The sequence below is a fragment of the Veillonella parvula genome (assembly GCF_945949885.1).
Classification (GTDB): domain Bacteria; phylum Bacillota; class Negativicutes; order Veillonellales; family Veillonellaceae; genus Veillonella; species Veillonella parvula_B.
Window position 1 is genome coordinate 1 of sequence record NZ_CAMFFZ010000005.1, and the last position, 26,151, is coordinate 26,151.

Here is a 26,151-nt window from a genome sequence, read left to right on the forward strand (position 1 = left end):
TCTGATACTCCCCTATAAAAATGGCTATTTATCAACTGTTTGTTGTGACATAGCCATATTTTTAACTGGCTCTGTTATTTTCTGCAGAAGGTTGGGGCTGACTTAAACGACCCGTCCGTGAAGTTCTTACCCGCAAGACAACTTGCTTCATTATATAGGGACTCCAGATAATGTTTAATCCGCCGCATGTGCAGCTATGAGCTGACGAAGGGGAGCCGGGTGCGGATTATGCCGGACGTCCATGCCGGGAAAGGCTGTACGATTGGTACGACGATGACAATCACAGACAAGGCAGTACCGAACATCGTCGGCGTGGACATCGGCTGTGGCATGTATACGATTGCTCTTGACAAGCAGCCGATTGATTTTGCCAGACTCGATGAAGCGGCTCACATCGTACCTTCCGGGATGAATGTCTGGCCTGAGAAACAGGCTGACTTCAATTTGCAGCGGCTCTATTGTTATGACAAGCTGAAAAAACTGTCTTGGATTGCCTGCAGTATCGGTACCCTGGGAGGCGGGAATCATTTCATCGAGGTCGATAAAACCCATGATGGTCGACATTATCTCGTCATCCATACAGGAAGCCGGAACCTGGGAAAACAGGTGGCGGAGATTTATCAGCGCATGGCCGTTGAGCTGAATGCCCATGATGAAACACTGGAAGAACGGCTCCAGCATATCATAGCAGAATACAAGGCAGCAGGACGGCAAAAAGAAATCCAGAAGGCCATCCAGCAGGCGAAGTCAGAACAACGCAGAGAAAAGCTGCCGGAAGATCTTTGCTTTGTCTCCGGAAAATACCTGAGGCAGTATCTGCATGATGTGGCTCTTTGCCAGCAGTTTGCTAGACTGAACCGGGAGCAGATTGCCAAAAAACTGCTGGAAAGAGCCGGCCTTCAGCCCGGCGAAGCGTTTCATACCATTCACAACTACATCGATGTCGATGAGATGATTCTCAGAAAAGGAGCCATCGCCGCACATAAGGGTGAAAAGGTTCTCATTCCCATCAACATGCGTGACGGAAGCATCCTGGCACTCGGCAAAGGCAATGCCGAGTGGAATTACTCTGCCCCGCACGGCGCAGGCCGCATCATGTCCCGTACCCAGGCAATCAAAGAGCTTTCCCTCAAGGAATACCAGCAGGAGATGGCAGGCGTATATACAACATCGGTAAACGAAGGTACCATTGACGAGGCTCCTATGGCCTACAAATCCCTTGACGATATCTTGGATGTCATCGGTGACACCGTGGACGTTATCGACGTGATGAAACCAGTCTATAATTTCAAGGCGGCAGAGGAGAAGCATTTCTAAAGCATCGGGAAGTGAAGTGACATATATGGAAAAACTAGGGTGCATGAAACGGATTGATGACTTGCGGTCTATCTGGCCGCATGAGGAACAGGATTTTTCAAAATGGCTTGCCCAAAAAGAAAATCTGGAACAGCTGAGTGATGCCATTGAAATTGACCTAGAGCTTGAGGAAACGGAATCTCCAGTAGGAAGTTTCAGTGTAGACATCTACGCCCGCGAAAGCGGGAGTTCCCGTGGGATTATCATCGAGAATCAGCTGGAAGATACCGACCATGATCATTTGGGAAAAATCATTACGTATGCGGCAGGGAAAGACGCTGAAATTATAGTCTGGATTGTCAAAAGGGCTCGTGATGAGCATAAACAGGCTATCGGATGGCTGAATCAGCATACGGATGAAAATATTGGTTTTTTCCTGATTGAAATTGAACTCTGGCGCATTGGGGATTCGCTGCCAGCACCACGGTTTAATGTTGTAGAACGTCCCAACGAATGGGCAAAAACGGTGAAAGCTGCAGAAACCCTGACGCCGCTGCGGAAATTCCAATTGAACTTCTGGCAGCAGTTCTGTGACTATGCCTTCGATAAAGACAGTAAGTTCAGCAAGAGCTTCTCATGCAGAAAGGCTTTCGCGACCAATTGGTACAACCTGAGTACCGGCGTATCGTCTGTGGTGGTAGAATTTACAATCAACACATCCCGCCATCGGGCGACAGCGGGCTTGTATGTTGCCAAGGGGAAGGATTGGTATAGGCAGCTGAAAGATAATCAAGATACGATAGAAAAGGAATTAGGCGCTTCCATTGAGTGGTCAGAAGGTGAAAAAGATGGACGTATGCTTTTGACCAAGGAGCTTGATGCGGCGTTTGATAGAAAAGAATATAAAAACTACTTTGACTGGTTCATGGAAAAAGCACTTCTGCTCAAGAAGATAGCCAATCAGTACAACACCGATTGAAGTGAACACGGGGGTGTTCAAAATCCCTGCTATCGTTCGATTGTATCAAATACAGACACCTTTGAGAGGTTTTATGGAAACAAAATGGTATTCAGATATTTGGCAGCTTATGGTAGCTCCCTTTAAACGTGGTATTCCACAGATCGTAGAACATGGATCTTGTCGAAAAGGGTTCTATGCTACAGCAGCTTTGGCATTAATGTCATTCGTATTTTCAAATATTCTACCTGCTCTTGTGGGTATGATATTTGTAGATAAACTTAATATTGCACTTACTGGTGCGGCAGCTCTTTCTGGGGTCGGCCTATTAGGCCTAGCGTTTGGCTTGCTATTTGCTTTTATTGGTATTGCTATTTATTCTGCTATTTTTTCTTGGGTCGCCAATAAATTTGATGCGAATACTACATATGAGTCTGTGTTAAAGATCATGTGGTATGAACAAGCTTATAATCAGATTATGGGTCTAGTATATTTCATTGGATTTCTATTACTATCATTGCCATTTTTGTTGCTACTAGGATCTAATCCTGATTCTACAGTAGGTAGTATCGTATGGATAATTATTATTATATTCGCAACGATAGTTTTTGCAGTCTATACATTCTGGGTATGTTTAACATTGTTAAGTCGCCAAATTAATAAATCCCGTTTAGCAACTTTTGGCATTTCTATTATTACGAGTTTAATTCCCATAATCGTTTTAGGTATCTTGATTGGAATGATAGCACTTGCTACTTCCAGATAATTACATAACATGAAAAATATGAAAGGGGGCTGTAACAAAACAGCCCCTTTTTTATATTTTAAAGGAATCGCAATTAGAATATGGTAAAACCACATTCTTTTATAGGCTCTTTTGTGCTATAATGATGAACGGAAAATGAAAAGGAACTATTTTTTATAGTTCCTTTTAGTGTGTTGTATGTTATAGTATTTAAACTTGAATGTTATGTATGTATATTGTGTAAAAGGTGGTGATACTTATGATGGTAGGTTTAATGCAGTTTATCTATCGTTTATTAAACCCTATTGAAGAGAATAATCCTCGTATGTATCACTTTGATATTGCCTATGGGCAACTCATAGGAATGTTGCTATTAACACTTATATGCTATCAATTTACTATTGTAGGTGAAGGCGTATATTTAGATGCTATACGTGCGTTTATACGTAATTCTTCGTTATTGGTAAGGTGGGAATCACTATCTCTTCCAGTAGGTCAACATGAAATACAACTTTTTTTGGAACAGATGGGTAGGCCTAGAGAATTTTGGAATCTAGGTCGCTTTGCATGGGTAATCGGAAAAGTCATTCTCATGGCATGTATCATTATAGTCTATGCGGTTGCTCAACAGCGTAAATTCTATGTTCGAACTGTTACAACCGGTATTTTGCATATCATGTCATTTGCTCAACTTGTTGTGGCACTGATTACTTTTACAGCAGGGATTATGCTGATTCTAACTTCGGTACCATTAATACTGCAAGCGATCATTGGCTTCTGTATGATTGTGCTATGTATTTTAAGTACCGTATTATTGTTACAAACTATGGGACGTATTGCGGGAGCATGTATTAATGGGACCCCTTATGAAGGTCTGATTCTAATGTTGATTGCTCTTTTGGTAGCACACGTGTTTGAATGGGTTTATATGTTGACTCGATAAAATACATATGATATATCTAGGATGAGCTATGACTCGTCCTTTTTTACTAGTTTTAAACTAAAAGGAGCATTTATGACATGGTATAAGGATATATTACATTTATTTACCAAACTTAGCGAACAATCATTTCAAAATATTATCAATTACGGATCTCATACGAGAGCCATTCTAAATCTAGTTGTATCTACTATTGTATTATATATAATGACCTATAGCTTACCGTTTATGGTAAAAGTTATATCTCCATTGCTTGGGATTAAACGGATTACTGGGTTAACTCACTTTGATTTAGTTAGCACTCTAGCAAGTTCTACATTCTTGATTTTTCAAATTATCATCGGTTCATTCGTCATATGGCGCTTACTTATTTTAGTAGGTGGACATGGTACGTATAGCGGCGTGCTGCGCAATTATATATATGGCATAGCTTATACAAATGCGCTTCGCACGGTTGTATTACTATTAGTCCATATAATAGGGATTATTTTTTTCTCTCTATCTCTTCAAAAATATGTTGGAGATATGGCCTATCTTATTACGATGTTTAGTCAATATTATGCTGTATTTATTGTAGCTCAATTAATGCGACGTTATGTTGGACTAGGCATCGTTAAAACCTATATAGTTATGTTTATTGTGGCATTACTATCAGTATCAGCATTGCCTCAATGGATTCGCTTTGTCCATACATTATTCAAATAATATATTGTGATAAGAATTAAAAACCGCAAGATACATATCTTGCGGTTTTTTGCTCATTAACTTAGTTGAGCTTCGTAATGGTGTAATAAGAGCTCTACATTATCTTCGTCGTATTCGATTTGTTGTGACCATCTTGCAATTTGCTTTAAGGGATGCCCCTCTAAGGCGCTAGCCATAAGTATATAGTCAGTACCATCCTTTGCATAAGCTAAGATAGATTCCAAGGAATAGTCTGATAGCATATCAATTTGGCGATACAATATATATTGGTACACTTTGTTAAATAGGATCATATCCTCTTGCTGTATATAGGTCTGTACGGATGCGGTGAGTTGGTCTAGTTTACTAGATAATGTATTAACCTGTGCAGTCCAATTTTCATCGATGGGTTCCGTTTTTTTATATAGGTCTAATAATTCTTTGAAAGACTGCTTTGTGGGATTTGGCGCATATTGGAATAGATTAGGATCTAAATCAAAGGCCAATAATTCAAATACATTCTGAAGTGTTAATCGCTCCTCAGAAGTAAATTCGTTATCGTCATCCTCAATTGTAAAGAGGAGGGAGTCTATCGTTTTATTTTGAGCTAATAACTCAACAGAGGCTTCACAAGATAAACCGACTCCACATAGCTCTAAGTCTTCAATATATTTATAAAAGCGCGGATGCATATGGCAGATGTCGCAAAGTCCTTCTTCACCCAATTCGAGTACAACCTTACACAGTCCATTTTCATTGAGTAAGGGGCACATAGGTTGTGTTTTGGGAAATACGAAATGACTACCTTCGTCATCAACCGTGATGGCTTGTTGTAAACTTTCACCAAGAGAACCTGTCATGGAATGATAACGTTCAGCAGTATGTTCGTCTATATCGATGGTCCACAGCTGACAACATGTATTTTCGCATCGATTGGCCTTGCATTGAAATTCGTGATATATAGTGGGGTAAATTGAAATCATAGTTAGCTCACATGTAGTTACAAAAATGAATCTATGTGCATTGTATCATAGGGTGCAGGTACATGCACTAATTATATAAATAAAGATTATAAACCGTGTTGATTTAGTGTATAATTGTATATATATTGTTATGATAACTGTTTGAGATATGGAGGAACCAATGAGATCATTTTTTGTAAAAGGTAGCCTTGTATTGGCCTTGGCAACGGCATTTGGCATGCCAAATGCAAGTGCAGCCTCTTTAGTAGCTGTAGAGCCAACTGTGGCAGTTGTTGATGGCAACCATGCGGCAATTGTAGGAGCTAATGGTTTATTAAATGCCTTTATCCAAAATCATCCAAATGCTGGAATTACGGAAATCGCCTTTGATGCGGATGGAGGTCAAATTAAGTATGATGTAGAAGGTTTTGATGAAACTGGCAAATATGAGTTAACGTATATCTATGCTACTAATCAAATCTTTGAAAAACGCGAAGGGGACTTCCATAAATCGTTAAAGAAAAAATCTTTTGATCCACGAGAAATTTTACCTCCTGCAGCAGTGGTGAACTTTGTTTATGCCCAAACAAAAGGCAAAGCTGTGAGTCTCAACGAATGGGCTGTGCGCTATGATAAAGGTAAAATCGTGTACAAAGTTAGCTTTGGTACAGAAGATAATAAAGAGGTACATGTACGTATGGATGCAATGAACGGTAAATTGCTATCTGTTAAATTTGATGACTAATATATGATTGACTAGTTATTATATCTTAATAGTGCCTAGTTATTTTATTCTGAATATAATAATTAAATACATTAATACTGTTTTTCTTAAAAAAATAACTAGTATTGAAGTATTTTTTGTGAAAGTTTGTTCATGAATGTGAATTTTTAGATATCAACACGTGTATTTTGAAGCCGTTTATCCCTTATATATGGGGTAAACGGCTTTTGACATGTTATTCATGGAATTTTTAAGTATAAAGTAAATCCCATAGGATTTTATAGGAATTATATATAAATTCATTCTAAACTCACTATAAAATAAGCATTTAATGGTTCTTCTACATTTTGACTTCATAGACTATCGATAGTATGTGTACCAGTCGAAAGACAAACTCAACTATATCTGAAATTTCCAAACTATATATCTACAAGTCCATGCTAGATATATGTTTTGGAACTTACATGATGACATTGAGTTGACTGGAAATATACATGCGTAAAGTTGCATGTATATGAATTAATAAGGAGGACAATATGAAAAAATCTATTTTAAAAAGTAGTATTGCTTTAGCAGTGGCTGGCGTATTTGGTGCCACTGTAGCTGTAACAGCAGCTGAACCAGTAACTCCAATGCCTGTTACGCAAGAAACAGCGAGTACAGCGACTCCAGCACAACCAGTTACTGATCCAGTAGTTCCTACTGTAGCGGTGGCTCCAGATGTGGCTACTACTGCAGTTGCACCTAAAACTCCGGTAGCTCCTGTAGCAGAAGCTAATCAAGTAGGTACAGCAGTTCGTAATACTACACCAGTTCCAACAGCTACACAAGATGTTAAAACACCAGTAGCTCAAGAAACTGTAGTGCCTAGTACAGAAAATCCTGCAGCAGCGATCCCTTCTATTGAAACTGCATCTGTAGCTAAAGCGCCTAGTGAACCAAGAGTAGTACGCAGTGGTGATAAAAAATCTGATTCTGTAGCGAAGCATGGTAAAGAAGTTAAAAATACTAAAAAAGCTGCAGTAGATAAAGCGCCTAAAGTAAAAGTTGTGAAAGACGAAAAAAAAGCTGATAAAGAAGAGCCTACTAAAGAGGAAAAAAAAACTCTAAAAGTAGAAAATCACAACCTAGCACAACCAACCAGCAAGAAGGCGTAGTAGACCAAAATAGTATTTTCGTAGTTGGTGCTAATTATTTAGTTGACCAATTCGAAAGCAAATTTGGAAACTCCAAAATTACAAATGTATCTTTCAAAACTCAAGGTAAAACTGCCATCTATGAAGTAGCTGGTTTTAATACTAGTGGTGCTCATTCTATGACTCTAGATGTGGCTACTGGTAATGTAACTGATGGTACTCCTAAAGCATATGATGCATCTATGGAAGCTAGTGCTATTGATGCCGGAACAGTAATACCTCCACATGTGGCAATTAATGCAGCTTTCGTACAGTCTGGCAAGGTAGCGACTGGTATTAATGCGTGGTCTCTTGCTAATCAAAATGGAAAATCACTATATACCATAGAGTTCCATGATGCACAAAATAAACCGATATCCGTTGTATTGGATGCTAAAACAGGGACGGTAGCAAAATAAGTTGATCTCCTATTCTATAGCGCTGTAAAGTAAACCCTTTCAAAAACGAACACTAAGCACTCAAAACTATACACACATAACATAAGTACACTTACACACACATACACAACACATAAAACACACAAAAACACACACAATAAACAATTACACACAGCCCTCTGGATTGGATAGATAAACATTGACTCTCTCCTATGCCGTCTATCATTCAGAGGGCCCCTTATGAATTGTGGTTCCCTCCGAATCATAAGATTATATACTTGGTATATATACTCTCTCTCACAATAAGAACGTAACTGCTTTACAGCACGCTGGGGATAGGAGAGCAAGAAATCCCGTATCATATGTAGAATTCTACATGTGATACGGGATTTCTTTATTTTACATAGGTTAGATATATTGTCGTGGTACGCGCTCTGAGAATCCACAAAAGATTTCATAAGGAATTGTAGAAGCAAGGGCTGCAATTTCTAGTGCAGAAATACTTTCATGACCTTGGGACCCTAGAAGAACCACCTTATCGCCTGGCTTTACGGTAATCGTATTTGGAACGGCGACCATGAATTGGTCCATACAAATGCGACCTACTACAGGGCAACGCGTGCCATGAATCAGTACGGTACCTCGATTGGATAAACTACGAGGATAACCATCCGCATAGCCTACCGGGATAGTAGCAATCGTCATTGGCTCAGCTGTGATATAGGTAGACCCATATCCGATGCCTTCGCCAGCAGGGATATATTGCACATGAACAACTTCACTATGGAAGGATAAAACTGGCTTTAAGCCCAATCGATTTGGTACATCAAGGGATGGCATGATACCGTATTGAATAATACCAGGACGAGCATCTGTGAATAGACTATCTTTGACAGATAAAAGACCTGCACTGTTGGCGAGGGAGAAACGGTAATCTGCTTCTGGACGGAATGCCCGTATTTCATCTACCATGCGATGAAATTTTTGCGTTTGGCTATGGGCGTGTGATTGATCCGCCGCATCAGCATTGCTCATGTGGGAGAAGAATCCGTCTATTTTCAAATTTTCGTAGGACTCAATGCGTTTGATAAACTCAATGGCATCCTCAGGTTTGATACCGATGCGATGCATACCTGTATCAACGGCAACAGCAACGCGAATGATCATGTCGTGATTATCGGCTACTTTATCGAGTGCTTCCAAGTCTGTAGATTCACAAACAGCAGGAATGGAATTCGTATCTGCCACAAGCTCAAAAGATTGTGGCCTTGTGAGACCTAATAGATAAATAGGCACCATAATACCTGCATTGCGAAGAGGTACAGATTCTTCCGGAATAGCAACGGCTAAGGATTCGTAACCTTCCTCCACAGCAATACGGCCCATCATAACGCTGCCGTGGCCGTAGCCATTGGCCTTGATAACAGCTGTAGATGTGCTCCACTCAGGCAAACTATCTTTAATTTTACGCAAATTCTCGCGAACGAGACTTGTATTTATGGTCAAATAGGTGGGTCTCATGGTATTCCTCAATTCTATATAACATTACTCTTATTTTATAACTTTTGGGGAATTACACAATACTTTTGTGAAAGTTTTATACAGAAAAATTAGTTATATTTTTAATTTTATAGCTCTTCTGTATATATTATATACAATAATTGTGAAAGAATACTAATTAATATGGTTAGATGTGTTATTTAGGCTATATATTATAGTATTATTTATATAAATGATGTTTTTGATTCTATAGATATTTGTACCAATTCTATAGATAATAGTATAATTTATATGGATAAATTCTTTATATATTTGATATATATCTATAAAAGTAATTGAGTAAACTTTTTCTTATTTTTTAGTTGTTTAGGAGGTTCTCATGAGTGAACGTGTAGTAGTTGTAAACGCAAGTAAAATGAATTATGACCATGCATTAGATTTCTCTATATTATCTAATGATGTACAGGTTTATGATAACAGTACAAATACTGAGCTTATCGAACGCATTCAGGGTGCTCGCGTAGTAGTAACAAAAGAGATTTCTGTTACTGCTGAGTTACTTTCACAATTTCCAGATACAGTAAAGCTCATCGTAGAAGCCGGCACAGGCTATAATAATATCGACCTCAATGCAGCAAAGGCAAAGGGTATCGCTGTGTGCAACATTCCAGCATACAGTACAGAGCGTGTAGCACATACGGTAATCATGATGATTCTTAATTTTGCGTCCACTATGCAACAACAAATTGGTATGCTTGCTAAAGGGGACCGTAGCAATTTTACAAAACATTTACAAGTGAGTCATACAGAAGTGAATGGCAAAACCTTAGGTGTTGTTGGTGCTGGTCACATCGGAATGGAAGTTATCAAAGTAGCAAAAGCACTTGGCATGAATATCTTGGTTCATACACGTACACCGAAAGCTGATGGGGATGGTATTCGTTATGTAAGTCTTGATGAATTACTTGAAAATAGTGATTATATTACATTGCATTGCCCATTGAATGATCAAACTAAACATCTTATTAATAAAGAAACAATTGGTAAGATGAAACCTAATGTAGTCATCGTTAATACTGGTCGTGGTGCCCTTATCAATGAAGCTGATCTTTGTGAAGCATTAGCAGCTAAACGTATCGCTGGGGCAGGCCTTGATGTACAGGAAGTAGAACCTCCTGCAGAGGACAGTCCACTCTATACACTTGATAATGTTATCATTACTCCGCACATGGGCTGGAAAGGCCTTGAAACACGTCAACGCCTGGTAGGCATTATTCGAGATAATATACAAGCATTCTTAAAAGGTGAACCAATTAATGTGGTGTCATAATAGTTACGATAAAGATTTATAACAGTATAATTTATACTATTACACCTTGGTTTAATATAAAGGTCTATATTATAGGGTTGTTTGAACATCTACAGTATAGTGTAGTTTATAATATTACATAATAGGTTCTATAACGGCATGAAAGTAATTGTCTAATTTTGTAGGTGATTCTTTCATGCCGTTTTTTACCCACCATAACACCATTTCCACAAAACTACCTGAAATATGATTGATAATAAAGTCATCCGGTAGATTTGTATTTGCTTTACGGTCTTGATTGATGAAATATCTTTGTACCAACTCATTTAAATGATCTCTAAAATAGCGCAAAAAGATTTCGTTATTATCACTAGCTAGTAGTTCGAGGATTTTATTTTCATTTTGCTGTAAATGTTGTAATAAATGACCAAATACTGAGACTGGGTAAATATTTTGTTGATAAAGTCCATGAGCATGAGGTAAATGATTAATACTATCTTTTATATGTAAAAATAAGTCTTCGCAGAGGGCTTCTAGTAATGCCTCTTTTGTGTCGAAATGAGCATAAAACGTGGTGCGTCCAATATCTGCGGCACTAATGATTTCCTGAACGGTGATTTTATCATATGCTTTATTAGATAATAATTCGTTAAAAGCTATAAATATAGCTTTACGAGTCCTTTTCTGTCTACGATCCATATTAACTCCTGTCATACTTTTAGTACAAAACATCATATATGTTCCGTAATGAACATATATGATGTTTTATATATTGTATTAAAACCATAGGTTGATACAATTAAAGTGAACAAAGTGTTCGCTATCGTAATTATTGTACTGTAAGTATAGTCATAATTCAATTCATATTGATAGTGAAAGTCTGATAAGGGGATTGCTGTATGGTACATCGAATACATGATATATTATCTGGTTTATATATGACGATTTTAGCAGGGCTATTTTTACTGCTTGATGGGATTCCGCATTTGATAGAGGAGTTTGGTGGACAGAGTCCGTTTCAAAATATATTCCCTTTTGAGCCTTCTTGGGTTACCGTTATTATTTGTGGTTTTCCTCTTGTGTATTTATCTATTCGAAGGATCGTATATAATAAGGGAATTAGTAAAATCTCATCAGCTCTATTGATTTCCATGGCTATGTTTGCAGCCGTTGCCATCGGAGATATATTTGCGGCTGGTGAGGTAGCGTTTATTATGGCTTTAGGCGCTCTCCTTGAAGAATCAACTACCGAGCGAGCAAAAAAGGGGTTAAAAAAGTTAATTTCGTTAGCACCTGTTAAGGGTCGTAAAATACAAGATAACAAAGAAATAATGATTTCCGTAGAGTCTATACAAAGTGGTGATTACTTGCGAATCCTTCCGGGCGAAACAATACCTGTAGATGGGCGAATCATTAACGGTGAAACAACGGTAGATCAATCCATTATGACAGGAGAGTCTATACCTGTTGATAAAACAATTGATGATGATGTATTTGGTGGAACTATTAACTGTTTTGGTGCCATAGATATTATAGCTACTAAAGTGGGCGAAGATAGTTCTATTCAAAAAATGATTCAGCTTATTCGAAATGCGGAACAGAAACAGGCTCCGATTCAGCGCATAGCTGATACTGTTGCTAGTCGATTGGTGCCTATTGCATTGTTGATTGCTTGCATAGGCTATCTAGTAACTGGAAATATCATCGTCGGTGTTACTGTGTTGGTAGTATTTTGTCCTTGTGCATTGGTGCTTGCTACACCTACTGCGGTTATGGCCGCTATTGGTCAAGCTACTAAACATGGCGTTATTATTAAATCTGGTGAAATTCTTGAAACTATGGGAAAAGTGGATACCATGGCATTTGATAAAACCGGCACATTAACACGTGGCCAGTTATCGGTTCAATCTATTTTGGTCGTTGATACAGATTATAGTGAGGTCGATATTCTTCAATTAGCTGCATCTGCAGAGGCTAAGAGTGAGCATCCTATTGGCAAGGCTATCGTTTCTCATGCCATGCATCAAGAGTTAGAAATACTTGATACTTCTTCGTTTACAATGTCCGTAGGAAGGGGCATTATTGCCGTAATAAACGGTGTTAAATTATATTGTGGTCATGAACGTTTTCTTGAGGAACATAATATTATTGTTGATGAAAGGGTTCAACAAAACGTAAATACATATCGAAGTGAAGGAAAGGTATCTATCATTATTGCAGATAAAGATCATATTATAGGTATTATTACTTTATCTGATACAATGCGACTAGATACGGCAGATATGTTGTCTGCAGTCTCTAGTCTAGCTATGAAAACAGTACTTCTTACGGGGGATAGTAAAGAAACGGCTACATATATTGGCAAAAAAGCAGGTATTTCTGAAATACATGCGGAGCTTTTACCTGGAGAAAAAGTGAGTATTATTGAAGAGTTGCAAGGAAAACACCACAAGGTTTGTATGGTTGGTGATGGAATTAATGATGCACCAGCTATGAAGACTGCTGATGTGAGTATTGCAATGGGGAGTATCGGTAGTGATATTGCCATAGAAACAGCTGATATTGCATTGATGAGTGAAGATCTTAGCAAAATTCCTTATATTAAGCGACTATCAGATGCTACGATTAGAACTATTAAATTTAGTATTGCTTTATCAATGGCCATTAACTGTATCGCTATTATTCTCTCATTACTTGAGGTTTTGACACCTACTACCGGTGCGTTAGTTCATAATGTGGGGTCCTGTTTGGTTGTCCTCATTGCAGCCCGTTTGTATGATAGAAAGTTTATATAAATGCAATAAGAGCCGTCCCCGGTTGTATGGGGGCGGCTCTATTGATTAGGGCTATCATAGATCAAGTCTTGGTATATATATATTTATATATATCAAGGGAGGTAGTTATCCTCAAACTTGATTATGATTGATGTTGTGTTTTGATGGGACTCCACCAATGGCGTCGATAGGCCTTGATGCCTTCCACCACGGTTCTTGTCGCTTTAGCTGCAATATCTTTCGTTGCAGCGGGGATGCCCTCTAGGCGATAGGGAATACCTAACTCCTTATATTTAGCAGTACCCATAACGTGATAAGGTAAGCAATCAACGGCTTGTAAATTTTTCAGAGATCCTAGAAAAAAGCCTAGACGATAGTGACGATCGGCATTATCTGTAATCGTAGGGACTACTACGTGACGAACCCAAATCGGAACTTCCACGTCTGCCGTCAATCGAGCAAACCCGAGAATGGGTTCTAACGGTTTACCCGTTAACCATAAATGCTTGGCTGGATCGATTTCCTTAATGTCTAGGATGACGAGACTAGTCACACTGAGTAATTTACGGTATGCCACCTCTTGGTGGGGATCAAAACAAATTCCACTTGTATCTAAACAGGTATGGACGTTTCTTTCACGGAAATATGTGAAAAGCTCAATCACAAAGTCGATTTGCATAAGAGCTTCCCCACCTGTAACGGTGATACCACCATTAGTATAAAATTGGCGGTTACGTTCGTACTGGTCCCATAATTCCTTCACGGTCATAAATTTAGCATCATCGCTAGTTTCAGCCCATGTGTCAGGATTATGGCAATAAGCACAGCGCATGGGGCAGCCTTGAAGAAATACCACCATGCGCATGCCTGGACCATCAACCGTACCCATCGTTTCAACCGAATGAATACGTCCAGTCATAGGAAACCTCGATTAGATTTGTTGATGGAATGTACGGGAAATAACTTCGTCCTGTTGTTGTTTTGTCAATTTGTTGAAGTGCACCGCATAACCGGATACACGAATCGTCAATTGAGGGTACAACTCAGGATGTTTTTGAGCGTCTAACAATGTTTCACGAGTAAACACGTTAACGTTCAAATGATGGCCGCCCTTTTGGGAATAACCATCCAATAACTCTACCAAGTTATCAACTTGTTGGTTGCTCATGGGTATAACCTCCTTTCAACCAAGACTAACACGCATATCGATGCCGGTGAAAGCAGTTCGATACTGTGGAAGATTTTACTTATCTTCCTCTATAGTAACATTTGGTTCGCTGCATGCGAAGTTTGTATTGCTGTTAGGCAATTGAGAAGGGTCTAACTCAATATCAAAATCGCTAACGGAAACAAATGTTTCACCAGATTTACCTAATGCGTCCGGAATGATAGAGAAGGTATTAGAAATACCATCGGAGCAATCACGCCATGGCATTTTAGCTACGGATGCCAATGAAGATACGGCACCGTGAGAATCACGACCGTGCATTGGGTTCGCGCCAGGAGCGAAAGCTTCGCCAGCTTTACGCCCGTCTGGAGTAGAACCTGTAGCAGTACCATATACTACGTTGGAAGTAATTGTTAACAAGCTCATAGTAGGAACGGATTGACGATATGTAGGATGTTTACGAATTTTGTTCATAAATGTGGAAACAACTTTTGCTGCCAAGCCATCTACACGGTCATCATCGTTACCATATTTAGGGAAGTCGCCTTCGATTTCGAAATCAACAGCGATGCCATTTTCATCACGAATAGGTTTTACTTTAGCATATTTAATAGCGGATAAGGAGTCTGCTACTACGGATAAACCAGCGATACCAGTTGCAAACCAACGAGTTACCTTGCGGTCATGCAAGGCCATTTCTAGTTTTTCATAAGCATATTTATCGTGCATGTAGTGAATGATGTTTAATGCATTTACATATACGCCTGCCAACCATTCCATCATGTCGTCGAATTTTTCCCATACTTCGTCGAATTCTAAGTATTCGGAAGTGATAGGGCGGTATTTAGGACCAATTTGTTTCTTCAACTTTTCGTCAACACCGCCATTGATTGCGTAAAGCAAGCATTTAGCCAAGTTGGAACGAGCACCGAAGAATTGCATTTCTTTACCAATACGCATTGGGGATACGCAACATGCGATTGCGTAGTCATCACCAGAGTTAGGGCGCATCAATTCGTCATTCTCGTATTGAATGGAAGATGTTTCAATGGATAATTTTGCACAGAAACGGCGGAAGCCGATTGGCATGCGAGGGGACCATAATACAGTGAGGTTTGGTTCTGGAGCAGGACCAAGGTTAGTCAATGTATGTAGGTAACGGAAGGACATCTTGGAAACCAATGTACGGCCGTCAGTACCCATACCACCGATGGATTCAGTCGTCCAAACAGGGTCACCTGTGAACAAATTGTTGTATTCGTGGATACGTGCGAAGCGAACCATGCGCAATTTCATAATGAAATGGTCTACGAATTCTTGAATTTGCTCCTCTGTGTATGTGCCGTTGCGAAGGTCTCGTTCAGCATAGATATCGAGGAATGTGGAGTTACGGCCAATGGACATAGCAGCACCGTTTTGCTCTTTAATGGCACCAAGATAGCCGAAGTAAATCCATTGCATAGCTTCACGAACATCCTTAGCTGGCTTGGAAATATCATAGCCATAGGACGCTGCCATCTCTTTCAATTCTTTCAAAGAACGGATTTGATCTTGTATTTCTTCACGGTCGCGAATGACATCTTCTAGCATGTCACCCATTGTGATGCTAAATTGTTCTTTTTTATCTTCAATGAGATAATCAACACCGTAAAGAGCGATACGGCGATAGTCACCGATAATACGACCGCGGCTGTACGCATCTGGCAAACCAGTTACAATATGAGCTGTACGTGCAGCACGCATTTCTGGAGTATATACATCAAATACGCCATCATTGTGAGTTTTGCGATGTTTTTTGAAGAAGTCCTCTGTTTGCGGATCCATTTTGAATCCGTATTCTTCGATAGCGGATTTTGCCGTACGCAAACCACCATATGGGAACATAGCGCGTTTCAAAGGTTTGTCAGTTTGCAAACCAACGATTGTTTCAAGGTCTTTGTCGATATATCCTGGCGCATGGGCAGTAATGTGTGTGGCCACAGAAGTATCAGCATCGAGCATGCCGCCTTTTTCACGTTCTTCTTCATAAAGCTTCATTACTTGTTCCCACAATTTTGTTGTTCGTTCTGTAGGACCAGCAAGGAAGGAATCGTCCCCTTCATAGGGAATATAGTTTCTTTGAATAAAGTCGCGTACATCAACGGCTTTATCCCACACACCTGTGTTAAAATCTTTCCATGCAGTATGTTGCATTTTGCACCTCCATAAAAGGATATAACTATAGATTTCTATGCCTATAGTGTACAATGTTTGTAACAATTCCACAATGAATAGATGATATAGATTTTCAATACATACTATGCGATTTTGTGAAGTATCTCATAAACTTCCATAAGCTAAATTGTTTGGATACAACAATATATAGGTTTGTATGAGTTTTTGTTTTTTATGATTTTATTTAATGTATATATAATAATATGAAATTGCATATCAATATTGTTAAGAGACCTTGGGTACCGACTTTTCAATAATATTGGATAGCTTATATTTGTGCATAGTTCAAGCGGTCGTTTACATCTTGTATAGAATTAGCCTGTAAGTCTTTATAAATGCATATATATTGCGATGCTACGGAACGTTGCTGGACAGGAAAACAAGAGTTTCTTTTCTTCATTGACATCATATACTATACTTTGAGCAGCTCTTGTTGAAGAGTAATTGATATTGCTTAATATAGGAGGTCACATTATGGATTTTAATGAAAAATTACGGGAGTATAGAAAACAGTCTGGATTATCTCAGGGAAAATTAGCGGAAACACTTAATGTATCGAGACAGACCATAACAAAATGGGAATCGGGCAATGGGATGCCGGATATTTCAAATTTAAAGGCCCTTTCAGCTGTATTCAATATTTCTGTGGATGAATTACTTTCAGAAGAAGCGGTTAAACTTCGATATCCTTATGAAAGCGTCGTAGAATATGATATCGATGAGATAAAACATTTCGATGTTAAATTGGGCTCTGTTAATCACGTAAAAATGAGAGCTGGAGAGGGTGAGAAGATAAAGGTTCAACTGGTCAGTGATACTATTGAAAATTTGACGGAACTGGTGAAAGTAAAAATCGATGATATTAAGAGGCATATCGATGTAGATGTAAATCGTTCTAAATCCTTATCTGAGGAGCTTGTAAAAGAACATTTGTCGATTTTTATAAATTTGCCTGAAAAATATATGGGAGATACGGAGTTAGCGACCCAATGTGAAAAACTGGAGCTATTTGATATTGATAGCGAAAGGTTTGAGCTGAATGGAGAGGCTAAAGAAATTTTTATTGCCGGTGGTAACAGTCATATAGAGTTGGATAATAACTCTCCAATGGAGATATATGTAGCGGATTATACGGGGCGAATTGATGTAAATCAGATATCGGCGAAATCTCGTCTGTATGTCCTTCATGAGTATGCTTTCAAAGTGGTAAAAAAAGGTATTCGCACTAAATTGCTTTTTGAAGAGCGAGGAAAACTTGTAGATGATTTTTCCGTGGCTGAATCAGAAAATCAAATTGAAATTAATGGTATTAATAGTGAACTTACGATAGTCAAGCTAAGTAATTAGTTGCCTTAATTACAGGGCCATTCTTACAGCACAGTTTTCATAAAACTTAATTTCTTGTGTTCCCATAATTTTGTTGTACATTTTGCAGACCCAGTAAGGAAGAAATCGTCTCCTTCATAGGAGTAAAAGGTATGATTTGATTTCTTGTAGTTTCAGTGGTATATTATGGTACAATTTAGATAGTGTTATTAAGATATAATACATATAGATAACATTATCTTGGTAGAATTAATCAAGATAGAAATAATCTGGATAGAATATACGTGGATCAAAATTGATTATAAGATTGTATATGCGAATACTATTGAAAGGCGGATGTTAATGACAAATCGAAAGAAAGCACTTTTAGGTGCATCTGCTACAATTGCTGTATGGGCTACTGCATTTCCTTTCAGTAAAATAGCATTACAATCCGTAGATTCATTAACACTTTCTGTGGCAAGGGTTATGGGTGGGGCCTTACTTATGCTGATAATCGGTGTTGTAAAAGGCTTACACATACCGACAACATGGCGTGAGTGGGGACTATATATTCTGTTAGGCGCCACAGGGAATTTTGTTTACCAAGTTGTTTTTAATGAAGGTTTGCGCACAATTCCGGCGGCCACATCCAGTATTATTATGGCCTTGACTCCGATGACGACGGCACTGATGGCCATGATTGTTTATAAAGATAAAATACGCCCCATAGGCTGGTTATTTACAATAACGGCTTTTATAGGTGTAGCCATAATTATTCTTTGGAATTCAACCCTTACAATTCCTACAGGTGCATTATGGACTTTGCTGGGGATGACACTCTTTGCAGTTTATAATATCCTTAATCGTGGACTTAGTTTAAAAGGATATAAGCCTATCACTATCGCCATGTGGTCTATGTTTACAGGTGCCATTATGGCTTTGCCTTTTGCGGAACATGCCATTGAAATGATAGCTGTGGCACCGATTAGTGCAAAATTTGCCATGGCCTATTTAGCATTTCTTTCTAGTGCGTTAGGCTTTGTTTTCTGGAGCTATGCCTTGGAACATGCTGAAAAGGTTTCAGATGTAACCAACTTTATGTATATCTCGCCCATAGTGGCAGTTATTGTTGCCGCATTTTTATTGGGAGAAATTCCTAATATGGGGCTCTATATGGGGGCACCTGTCATTTTAGGATCATTATATCTTTTTAATCGATATAGATAAGTTATTTTTGTTAGAGTCTGAATCGGTTCAGCTTGATGTAAAAAATATAAAATTAGATAAATAGGGATGTAAACCCTTATAAGATAAGAGCTATATAATAAAAGAACCTCAATCTTTTGATTGGTGAGGTTCTTTTTTGTTTGACAGGCATTATAAATTGTAGTAATCTAAGTACATAATTAAAACATACCTTAAAGATATGTTTTGCAAGAAATATTAATTCCTATCAATGTACAAGGAAAGAGGCAGTACAGTGATTGCTATACGAAATGTAACGAAAGAATTTGATGTTAATAAGCAAAAGGTTACTGCATTATCTGATGTAAACTTTACCATAGAAAAAGGAGACATATTTGGCATTATTGGCTTCAGTGGAGCTGGCAAATCTACACTGTTACGAATGATTAATGCTTTAGAGGTACCTACCTCTGGTCATATTGAAATAGATGGTGTGAATATCAATGGCTTAAGTTTTAGCGAGCTCAGAAAGGTTCGTAAGCGCATCGGCATGGTGTTTCAACAGTTTAATTTATTGAATGCTAAATCTGTGTATGATAATGTGGCTATCCCGCTAATTCTTAATAGGTTACCAAAATTCGACATTGATAAAAAGGTTAAAACCTTATTAGACTTTGTTGATTTAGGCGATAAAGCAAATGCATATCCTGGAGAATTATCTGGTGGTCAAAAACAACGCGTTGGTATTGCCCGTGCATTAGCTACAGATCCATCTATATTGCTTTGTGATGAAGCAACCAGCGCTCTAGATCCTGATACAACAGAATCTATATTACAATTACTAGAACGTGTTAATCGTGAACTAGGAGTAACAGTAGTTATCGTAACTCATGAGATCGATGTAATTCAGAAAATATGTAATCGAGTTGTAGTTATGGAGCATGGAAAGCTCATAGAGAGCGGATCTGTACTTGAGGTGTTTAGTAAACCTAAACACGAAACAACAAAGCGATTTGTTAGAACTGTAATTCCTGATGAAATTCCATCAACAGTGAAACATACATTAGCTTGTGATAAAAGGCTATACACAATTCTTAAGATGCATTTCTTAGGAAATAATACGACAGATAATGTTCTATATCATATTAATAAAACCTTTGATTTAGAAACGAGTGTATTATTTGCTACGGTAACAGAGTTAGAACATACTGCACTTGGTATATTCATTGTTCGGTTTATTGGCGATGATCTTGAGGTGGGCAAGGTAAAAGAGTATCTTATTGCTCAAGGTATTGAATGGCAGGAGGTGACACTATAATGGATTTCTTCATGCAAGAACTTGGTGTTCCAGGATCGCAGTTATTATTAGCCGCAGAACAGACATTATATATGGTGTTCCTATCTCTATTTATTGGTACAGTACTAGGTCTAATTATCGCAGTCACACTGGTAGTAACAAATCCTAATGGTATCGTTAAAAATAGTATTGTTTATACCATTACCAATACAATTGTTAATATTGTGCGTTCCGTACCATTTATCATTTTGATGGTGTTTATATTACCGTTAACTAAGATGATTGTAGGTACTCGTGTTGGTACAACAGCGGCTATTGTACCACTTGTTATATTCATTGCACCTTATCTTGCTCGACTCTTTGAGAACTCTATTTTAGAGGTTAATAAAGGCATTATCGAGGCAGCACAATCGATGGGGGCCTCTCATTTTGAAGTGATTTGGCATTTTCTTTTACCAGAAGCAAAGGGTTCGCTTATTTTATCTATTACAACGGGTACTATTGGTCTAATCGGTGCTACTGCTATGGCTGGTGCTATTGGTGCTGGTGGTGTAGGTGATTTGGACCTCACCTATGGTTATGAACGATTGAACTTCCCATTGATGTTATTTACCGTAGTTATTTTGATTATTTTTGTTCAAATTATTCAAACAATAGGTAACTATTTTGCACGTCGTGCGCGTCGTTCCTAATTTGATAAAATAGATTTTAGTTATATTGATTGTGAAAATATAGGAGAAAATACTATGAAATTTAAAAAGCTTCTTGCCCTTGGTGCAGCATTAGTATTCAGCGTAGCTTTTATCGCAGGCTGCGGTTCTAATAATAGCGATAATGGTGCTAAAAAAGAATTAACCTACAGTAAATCTCAGGGTCCTTATTCTGAATTGTTTGAAAAAGGTGTAAAGCCAATTTTGGAGAAACAAGGCTATACTTTTAAAGGCGTAGATATGTCTGATTTGGTACAAGCTGACCAAGTGTTAAGTGATGGTGAGGTTGACTTTAACGTTGAACAACATACAGCATACATGAAAAACTTTAACGAAAAACAAAATGGTCATCTTGTAGCATTAACACCAATTCCAACAGTACCAGCAGGTATCTTTAGTGGTTCTAAAACATCTTTAGATCAAGTGGCAGATGGCGACACTATTGCTGTACCTAATGATGCATCCAACATGGCTCGTGCTTATGCGTTATTGCAAAAAATCGGTTGGATTAAGCTTGATCCTAACAAAGATTTAGCAACAGTAACTCAAGCAGATATTATTGAAAATCCTAAACATCTTAAATTTACAGAAATGAAATCCCTTACAATTCCTTCTGTACGTACTGACTTTGATTATATCGTTATTACAGGCGCTATTATCTATAATGCAAAAATTGATCCTAAATCTGCATTGGCAAATGAAGACGTATTGCCACAATGGTTATTACAACTCGTAGTTAATGAGAAAAACAAAGATGCACAATGGGCAAAAGACATCGTAGCAGCTTACCAATCTCAAGAATTTAAAGACTACATGGAAAAAAATAACAATGGCCTATGGTTCGTACCAAAAGGTGAATAGAATATATAAAACGTGCTTAGTTGCGGCATAAAAAAGAACCACTGATAAGTTGTAGCTTAGCAGTGGTTCTTTTGTTGTTTGCGGAACTATGTGAGGATAGTTTTGTGCCTAATTCTAAAAAACTTATAACCTTTAGGTCAGTAATCTCTTTATATTATACTGTCATACCTGCAGCATAGTTTTCATATAGTTCTTTATAGTGACCACCGCGTTTGATGAGTTCGTGGTGTGTTCCTTGTTCTACGATGATGCCGTTTTCTACAACTAGTAGGAAATCGGCATTTTTTATTGTTGATAAGCGATGGGCGATAACGATACTAGTTCGACCTTTGAGAAGGGTGTTCATGGCTTTTTGAACTTCCACCTCGGTGCGGGTATCTACGTTAGCCGTTGCTTCGTCAAGGATGAGAATGCTAGGATCGGCTAAGAAAGCCCGAGCGATGGTAATTAATTGGCGTTGACCTTGGGATAGATCATCGCCACCTCGGTTGAGCATCGTATCATATCCATTTGGTAAGGTGCGGATAAAGTGATCTGCCATGGCAAGCCTTGCTACATGCTCGATTTCTTCTCGTGTAGCATTTGGTTTGCCGTAGCCAATATTATCAGCGATAGTACCAGTGAATATCCAAGCATCTTGTAATACCATGCCCACCGTGTTGTGTAAGCTTTCACGAGATACATCACGAATATCCACGCCATCGATGGTGATGCGTCCATTCATAATATCATAGAAGCGCATGATGAGATTCACTAATGTAGATTTACCAGCTCCGGTAGGCCCTACGATGGCTACCATAGAGCCAGCTGGAATATGGATATTAATATCCTTCATAAACACATTGGACGGTGTATAACCAAAATCAACATGTTTAAAATCGATTGTACCTGTATGGGCCTGATTACTCGGGTTTTGGGACATCATAGGTGATTTGGTAGTAGTCGTTTCTGTATCAGCTCCGGATTCATTATCGAATAATGTTAGTTTACCATCGTCAATTTCAGACTGTGTATCAATGACTTCATAAATACGACCTAAGGCTGCAGCAGTTTCTTGGAATTTTGTCATGATATAGGAGCTGCGAGATAGAGGATCCGATACTTGACCTACGTAGAGAAAGAAGGCCTGAATATCCCCAATGGATATGGAGCCACGCAGTACCATGAGCCCTCCTTGAATGGCAACAAGGCAATAGGTGATTTGATTTAGAAACTTAACGAGCGGTTCTACTAGTTGACTTGTGAAAGCAGCGCTTCTCATACTTTTAAATAGATTATTATTTAGTACTTTTACTTGACTCGTCGTATTTTCTTCGAGTCCAAAGGTCTGAATAATCGGTTTGCCTATAACGATTTCTTCAATGCCACTGTTGAAAGCTCCCAATGCATTCTGATTTCTAAGATATACAAGGCGGGCTCGTTTAGATAGCCACGTTAAGCATACGATACCAATCAGTATGATGACGATGATGGATGCTCCCAGAATTGGGCTAATCCAAAGCATCATAGCAGTGGCACCGATGATACCGATAATGGCGGACACAAGGCCTGGCACACCTTCGCCTATGGTTTCTGCCACAGCATCTAAGTCTGAGGTGAGACGGCTTAGTAAATCACCTCGTTGGTGATCGTGAAAGTATTCGATGGGCAACGAGTATAGATGAGTACTCATGCGTGTACGTAAAGCGAGTACTGTTTTTGAACCTATAGAGGCCATCATGTATTCCCCAAAGTAGGTGAATAAGGCATGTCCACTATAGATAGCAATAAGCCAGAGAATAATTGTATCAATAGAGGCAAATATTGTATTAATGTCTTGGTTTGTTTGTAATCCGCTAACAATAGCATCTACGACCTTGCCAAGTAATACTGGAGCTGATACCTCAAACATAGCTGCTGTGATAAGGGCTAAGATGAGTAGTGCTAGCCAACCCCATTGACTTTTAGAATCGATTAGGAAACGACGTAATGGGCTCATTCTGTCACCTCCTGAGATGCTAAAATTTGTTGATATACAGTTGAAGTGTTTGCTAGCTCATCATGTGTGCCATAGCCTGCTACTTGTCCACGATTGATAATTAAGATATGATCTGCTTTTTTTGCAGCACTTACCTTTTGCTCCACAGAGATGAGGGCGGGTCGATTATCCTTTTGCAATTCTTTGTGTAATGCTGTACGAACGGCACGTTCTGTGGTGCCATCGAGGGCAGAGAAGCTATCATCGAATATGAATAAATCAGGTTTACGTACTAAGGCTCTAGCCATAGCAAGGCGTTGCCGTTGACCACCGGATAGATTAGTGCCACCTTGGGCAACCATATGTTGGTAACCACCATCAAGGCGATTGATAAATTCATCAGCCTTGGATAGACGACATGCATTTTCTACATCTTGAGTAGTAACTTCTTGATTTGGTGCTGTACCATATCGTACGTTCATGTCTACCGTACCAGTAAATAAATAAGCTCGTTGTGGCACATAACCAATGCGAGCGCGCAAGTCATCTACATTCCATTCGTAGATGGACTTACCTTTAAATAGAATATCGCCAGACTCAATTGAGAATAGGCGAGGGATAAGGTTTGTAATCGTACTTTTACCTGACCCAATATCACCCATAATAGCTAAAGTTTCACCGTGATGTACCGTAAAGGAAATATTTTCTAAAGTCGGTGATTCCGCATTATCGTAGCGGAACGTAACGTTGCAGAACTCGAGAAGAGGTGTATCATCGCTTGTCGATGTCGATGTCGATGTCGATGTCGATGTCGATGTCGATGTCGATGTCGATGCCGCAATGTTTTTGCTATTTTCTAGATTAGCCATATGATTCATAGGATAGGAATCTAAATTTGTATCATTTTTATTATATGGCTCAGGGAATATATCCGAGTTTTTGTGTTCTAACAACTCTCGAATACGGGTGTAGCATACAATAGCTTCAGGAATATCGATGATTACGAAAATAGCCATGAGCATACTTAATAAAATGAGGTTAGCGTATTCGATGACGGCTATGATATCCCCTACCTGTAGTGAGCCCATGCTGACGTTATGTCCGCCGAGCCATAGGATGGCAACGGTACTCATATTAAATAGAATCAATATGGTAGGCAAACCAATGGCAAAGGTTTGGCGCAATCGTCTATTGAGTTGTGCTGTTTCTGTAAACATACAGATTTCTTTTTTGTTTTCGTAGCTTCGCCTGTTGAAAGCTCGTATAACAGGCATGCCCACAATATGATCGCGTACCGTGTCTGTAATGTCATCTAACTTCAGCTGTATCGCTTTGATGAGCGGTAAAGCACGATTTTCAATAAAGATGATAGTGAGTATCATACAAGTCATAACGACGAGGATGACGAGACCTAGTTGCCAGCTTTTATAGAATGTAAGACCTAAACCGACACAAATCATAAGCGGCATAGGGAGAATCATATTTAATCCTTCTCCTAGAACCGATTGGATTTTCTCTACGTCGCGGCTTGTTCGCATGAGTATGGTACCGGTGCCAAAGTGTGTGAAGTCTCGTAGTGAAAAGTATTGTAGGGATGTTACCAAATCATTGCGTAATTCCTTGCTCATAGAGGCAGAGATGTGGGCACTCATGGCTACGCCTAGAATAGCGGATAGCACAGTTAGTAATGCCACAATAAGCATGTTCATGCTAGAGTTTGTGATCATGTCTAAATCGCCACGAAGTACGCCATCATTGATGATGGATGCCGTTAAGGTTGGTATATATAATGTGCCTGCCACGGTGAGTAACGAAAGAATTGATACGATGATGACTGGAAACCATAAAGGTTTTATATAGCGTATAAAAGGTTTCATTTAAATCCTTTCAGTAATTTTAGTTAAATTAATAATTTTCGATATCTATATTATATTGTATAAAATTAAAAACGGCTAGTTCAATAAAAAGTATTATAAAAAGTTTAGG

At 38.7% G+C, this 26,151-nt stretch carries 24 protein-coding genes; 15 read left to right on the forward strand and 9 right to left on the reverse strand.

The genetic code is table 11. The features are described 5' to 3' along the window. The first annotated feature begins 228 nt into the window (after positions 1–228). The 5 genes from Q7O55_RS02550 (at position 229) to Q7O55_RS02570 (ending at position 4,644) form a co-directional block, all read left to right on the forward strand. Positions 229–1,317, forward strand: coding sequence for an RtcB family protein (locus Q7O55_RS02550; protein ID WP_298761155.1), 1,089 nt, complete (start codon positions 229–231; stop codon positions 1,315–1,317). A gap of 43 nt (positions 1,318–1,360) precedes the next feature. After that, complete coding sequence (locus tag Q7O55_RS02555) at positions 1,361–2,275, forward strand: DUF4268 domain-containing protein (RefSeq protein ID WP_229778450.1); 915 nt, start codon at positions 1,361–1,363, stop codon at positions 2,273–2,275. Between the two features lie 73 nt (positions 2,276–2,348). Then, positions 2,349–3,020 carry a hypothetical protein gene (locus Q7O55_RS02560; protein ID WP_303928073.1) on the forward strand — a complete coding sequence of 224 codons (672 nt, stop codon included), beginning with the start codon at positions 2,349–2,351 and terminating at the stop codon, positions 3,018–3,020. A 238-nt stretch (positions 3,021–3,258) separates the two neighbouring features. After that, on the forward strand, positions 3,259–3,942 hold the full coding sequence (locus Q7O55_RS02565) for a hypothetical protein (protein ID WP_369691702.1): 684 nt from the start codon (positions 3,259–3,261) through the stop codon (positions 3,940–3,942). A 225-nt stretch (positions 3,943–4,167) separates the two neighbouring features. Further along, a complete protein-coding gene (locus Q7O55_RS02570; protein ID WP_303928077.1) occupies positions 4,168–4,644 on the forward strand; it encodes a hypothetical protein in 477 nt (158 codons plus the stop codon). Positions 4,645–4,700: 56 nt separating this feature from the next. On the opposite strand, the gene fliB is transcribed toward Q7O55_RS02570, so the two are convergent. Further along, positions 4,701–5,606, reverse strand: a complete 906-nt coding sequence (gene fliB, locus Q7O55_RS02575; RefSeq protein WP_303928079.1) for a flagellin lysine-N-methylase — start codon at positions 5,604–5,606, stop codon at positions 4,701–4,703. A gap of 160 nt (positions 5,607–5,766) precedes the next feature. Here fliB and Q7O55_RS02580 point away from each other — a divergent pair, with 160 nt between their 5' ends. The 3 genes from Q7O55_RS02580 to Q7O55_RS02590 all read left to right on the forward strand — a co-directional run bounded on the left by Q7O55_RS02580 (position 5,767) and on the right by Q7O55_RS02590 (position 7,903). Beyond that, the gene (locus Q7O55_RS02580; RefSeq protein WP_303928080.1) at positions 5,767–6,330 is read left to right on the forward strand and encodes a PepSY domain-containing protein; all 564 of its coding nucleotides are present in this window, start codon (positions 5,767–5,769) and stop codon (positions 6,328–6,330) included. 515 nt (positions 6,331–6,845) lie between these two features. Then, positions 6,846–7,466 carry a ribonuclease E gene (locus Q7O55_RS02585; RefSeq protein ID WP_303928081.1) on the forward strand — a complete coding sequence of 207 codons (621 nt, stop codon included), beginning with the start codon at positions 6,846–6,848 and terminating at the stop codon, positions 7,464–7,466. Between the two features lie 158 nt (positions 7,467–7,624). Next, positions 7,625–7,903, forward strand: a complete 279-nt coding sequence (locus tag Q7O55_RS02590) for a PepSY domain-containing protein (protein WP_004693966.1) — start codon at positions 7,625–7,627, stop codon at positions 7,901–7,903. A 387-nt stretch (positions 7,904–8,290) separates the two neighbouring features. Here the strand turns inward: Q7O55_RS02590 and alr are convergent, their stop codons facing one another. After that, positions 8,291–9,403 carry an alanine racemase gene (gene alr / locus Q7O55_RS02595; protein WP_303928082.1) on the reverse strand — a complete coding sequence of 371 codons (1,113 nt, stop codon included), beginning with the start codon at positions 9,401–9,403 and terminating at the stop codon, positions 8,291–8,293. A gap of 358 nt (positions 9,404–9,761) precedes the next feature. On the opposite strand from alr, the gene Q7O55_RS02600 reads away from it, so the two are divergent. Continuing rightward, the gene (locus Q7O55_RS02600) at positions 9,762–10,712 is read left to right on the forward strand and encodes a 2-hydroxyacid dehydrogenase (protein ID WP_303928084.1); all 951 of its coding nucleotides are present in this window, start codon (positions 9,762–9,764) and stop codon (positions 10,710–10,712) included. A 114-nt stretch (positions 10,713–10,826) separates the two neighbouring features. On the opposite strand, the gene Q7O55_RS02605 is transcribed toward Q7O55_RS02600, so the two are convergent. Beyond that, positions 10,827–11,390, reverse strand: coding sequence for a TetR/AcrR family transcriptional regulator (locus Q7O55_RS02605; protein WP_042986611.1), 564 nt, complete (start codon positions 11,388–11,390; stop codon positions 10,827–10,829). Positions 11,391–11,590: 200 nt separating this feature from the next. Between Q7O55_RS02605 and Q7O55_RS02610 the strand changes: the two genes are divergently transcribed. Further along, a complete protein-coding gene (locus Q7O55_RS02610; RefSeq protein WP_303928087.1) occupies positions 11,591–13,486 on the forward strand; it encodes a cation-translocating P-type ATPase in 1,896 nt (631 codons plus the stop codon). 121 nt (positions 13,487–13,607) lie between these two features. Here Q7O55_RS02610 and pflA read toward each other — a convergent pair whose 3' ends face one another. The 4 genes from pflA to Q7O55_RS02630 form a co-directional block, all read right to left on the reverse strand. Then, on the reverse strand, positions 13,608–14,384 hold the full coding sequence (pflA, locus tag Q7O55_RS02615; RefSeq protein WP_303928089.1) for a pyruvate formate-lyase-activating protein: 777 nt from the start codon (positions 14,382–14,384) through the stop codon (positions 13,608–13,610). 12 nt (positions 14,385–14,396) lie between these two features. After that, positions 14,397–14,633: an autonomous glycyl radical cofactor GrcA3 gene (grcA3, locus tag Q7O55_RS02620; RefSeq protein ID WP_287529389.1), complete on the reverse strand. Its 237-nt coding sequence runs from the start codon at positions 14,631–14,633 to the stop codon at positions 14,397–14,399. A gap of 75 nt (positions 14,634–14,708) precedes the next feature. Continuing rightward, positions 14,709–16,826, reverse strand: coding sequence for a formate C-acetyltransferase (pflB, locus tag Q7O55_RS02625; RefSeq protein ID WP_303928092.1), 2,118 nt, complete (start codon positions 16,824–16,826; stop codon positions 14,709–14,711). Between the two features lie 289 nt (positions 16,827–17,115). Then, positions 17,116–17,247 carry a hypothetical protein gene (locus Q7O55_RS02630; RefSeq protein ID WP_303928094.1) on the reverse strand — a complete coding sequence of 44 codons (132 nt, stop codon included), beginning with the start codon at positions 17,245–17,247 and terminating at the stop codon, positions 17,116–17,118. Positions 17,248–17,321: 74 nt separating this feature from the next. Here Q7O55_RS02630 and Q7O55_RS02635 point away from each other — a divergent pair, with 74 nt between their 5' ends. The 5 genes from Q7O55_RS02635 to Q7O55_RS02655 all read left to right on the forward strand — a co-directional run bounded on the left by Q7O55_RS02635 (position 17,322) and on the right by Q7O55_RS02655 (position 22,208). Continuing rightward, positions 17,322–18,194, forward strand: a complete 873-nt coding sequence (locus Q7O55_RS02635) for a helix-turn-helix domain-containing protein (protein WP_303928096.1) — start codon at positions 17,322–17,324, stop codon at positions 18,192–18,194. Positions 18,195–18,515: 321 nt separating this feature from the next. Further along, a complete protein-coding gene (locus Q7O55_RS02640) occupies positions 18,516–19,382 on the forward strand; it encodes a DMT family transporter (protein WP_303928097.1) in 867 nt (288 codons plus the stop codon). Between the two features lie 253 nt (positions 19,383–19,635). After that, a complete protein-coding gene (locus tag Q7O55_RS02645) occupies positions 19,636–20,658 on the forward strand; it encodes a methionine ABC transporter ATP-binding protein (protein WP_303928098.1) in 1,023 nt (340 codons plus the stop codon). Beyond that, complete coding sequence (locus Q7O55_RS02650; protein ID WP_303928099.1) at positions 20,658–21,329, forward strand: methionine ABC transporter permease; 672 nt, start codon at positions 20,658–20,660, stop codon at positions 21,327–21,329. The genes Q7O55_RS02645 and Q7O55_RS02650 overlap by 1 nt, the downstream gene beginning before the upstream one ends. A gap of 54 nt (positions 21,330–21,383) precedes the next feature. Continuing rightward, on the forward strand, positions 21,384–22,208 hold the full coding sequence (locus tag Q7O55_RS02655; protein ID WP_303928100.1) for a MetQ/NlpA family ABC transporter substrate-binding protein: 825 nt from the start codon (positions 21,384–21,386) through the stop codon (positions 22,206–22,208). A gap of 154 nt (positions 22,209–22,362) precedes the next feature. Here the strand turns inward: Q7O55_RS02655 and Q7O55_RS02660 are convergent, their stop codons facing one another. Beyond that, the gene (locus Q7O55_RS02660) at positions 22,363–24,186 is read right to left on the reverse strand and encodes an ABC transporter ATP-binding protein (RefSeq protein ID WP_303928101.1); all 1,824 of its coding nucleotides are present in this window, start codon (positions 24,184–24,186) and stop codon (positions 22,363–22,365) included. Continuing rightward, entirely contained in the window at positions 24,183–26,042 is a 1,860-nt protein-coding gene (locus tag Q7O55_RS02665; RefSeq protein WP_303928103.1) for an ABC transporter ATP-binding protein, read from the reverse strand. The genes Q7O55_RS02660 and Q7O55_RS02665 overlap by 4 nt, the downstream gene beginning before the upstream one ends. Positions 26,043–26,151: the final 109 nt, after the last annotated feature.

Excerpts from the sequence above, each read along its gene's own strand:
- Q7O55_RS02550 (WP_298761155.1), top strand. The coding sequence starts at position 229 with ATGCCGGACGTCCATGCCGGGAAAGGCTGTACGATTGGTACGACGATG.
- Q7O55_RS02555 (WP_229778450.1), top strand. The coding sequence starts at position 1,361 with ATGAAACGGATTGATGACTTGCGGTCTATCTGGCCGCATGAGGAACAG.
- Q7O55_RS02560 (WP_303928073.1), top strand. The coding sequence starts at position 2,349 with ATGGAAACAAAATGGTATTCAGATATTTGGCAGCTTATGGTAGCTCCC.
- Q7O55_RS02565 (WP_369691702.1), top strand. The coding sequence starts at position 3,259 with ATGATGGTAGGTTTAATGCAGTTTATCTATCGTTTATTAAACCCTATT.
- Q7O55_RS02570 (WP_303928077.1), top strand. The coding sequence starts at position 4,168 with ATGGTAAAAGTTATATCTCCATTGCTTGGGATTAAACGGATTACTGGG.
- fliB (WP_303928079.1), bottom strand. The coding sequence starts at position 5,606 with ATGATTTCAATTTACCCCACTATATATCACGAATTTCAATGCAAGGCC.
- Q7O55_RS02580 (WP_303928080.1), top strand. The coding sequence starts at position 5,767 with ATGAGATCATTTTTTGTAAAAGGTAGCCTTGTATTGGCCTTGGCAACG.
- Q7O55_RS02585 (WP_303928081.1), top strand. The coding sequence starts at position 6,846 with ATGAAAAAATCTATTTTAAAAAGTAGTATTGCTTTAGCAGTGGCTGGC.
- Q7O55_RS02590 (WP_004693966.1), top strand. The coding sequence starts at position 7,625 with ATGACTCTAGATGTGGCTACTGGTAATGTAACTGATGGTACTCCTAAA.
- alr (WP_303928082.1), bottom strand. The coding sequence starts at position 9,403 with ATGAGACCCACCTATTTGACCATAAATACAAGTCTCGTTCGCGAGAAT.
- Q7O55_RS02600 (WP_303928084.1), top strand. The coding sequence starts at position 9,762 with ATGAGTGAACGTGTAGTAGTTGTAAACGCAAGTAAAATGAATTATGAC.
- Q7O55_RS02605 (WP_042986611.1), bottom strand. The coding sequence starts at position 11,390 with ATGGATCGTAGACAGAAAAGGACTCGTAAAGCTATATTTATAGCTTTT.
- Q7O55_RS02610 (WP_303928087.1), top strand. The coding sequence starts at position 11,591 with ATGGTACATCGAATACATGATATATTATCTGGTTTATATATGACGATT.
- pflA (WP_303928089.1), bottom strand. The coding sequence starts at position 14,384 with ATGACTGGACGTATTCATTCGGTTGAAACGATGGGTACGGTTGATGGT.
- grcA3 (WP_287529389.1), bottom strand. The coding sequence starts at position 14,633 with ATGAGCAACCAACAAGTTGATAACTTGGTAGAGTTATTGGATGGTTAT.
- pflB (WP_303928092.1), bottom strand. The coding sequence starts at position 16,826 with ATGCAACATACTGCATGGAAAGATTTTAACACAGGTGTGTGGGATAAA.
- Q7O55_RS02630 (WP_303928094.1), bottom strand. The coding sequence starts at position 17,247 with ATGAAGAAAAGAAACTCTTGTTTTCCTGTCCAGCAACGTTCCGTAGCA.
- Q7O55_RS02635 (WP_303928096.1), top strand. The coding sequence starts at position 17,322 with ATGGATTTTAATGAAAAATTACGGGAGTATAGAAAACAGTCTGGATTA.
- Q7O55_RS02640 (WP_303928097.1), top strand. The coding sequence starts at position 18,516 with ATGACAAATCGAAAGAAAGCACTTTTAGGTGCATCTGCTACAATTGCT.
- Q7O55_RS02650 (WP_303928099.1), top strand. The coding sequence starts at position 20,658 with ATGGATTTCTTCATGCAAGAACTTGGTGTTCCAGGATCGCAGTTATTA.
- Q7O55_RS02655 (WP_303928100.1), top strand. The coding sequence starts at position 21,384 with ATGAAATTTAAAAAGCTTCTTGCCCTTGGTGCAGCATTAGTATTCAGC.
- Q7O55_RS02660 (WP_303928101.1), bottom strand. The coding sequence starts at position 24,186 with ATGAGCCCATTACGTCGTTTCCTAATCGATTCTAAAAGTCAATGGGGT.
- Q7O55_RS02665 (WP_303928103.1), bottom strand. The coding sequence starts at position 26,042 with ATGAAACCTTTTATACGCTATATAAAACCTTTATGGTTTCCAGTCATC.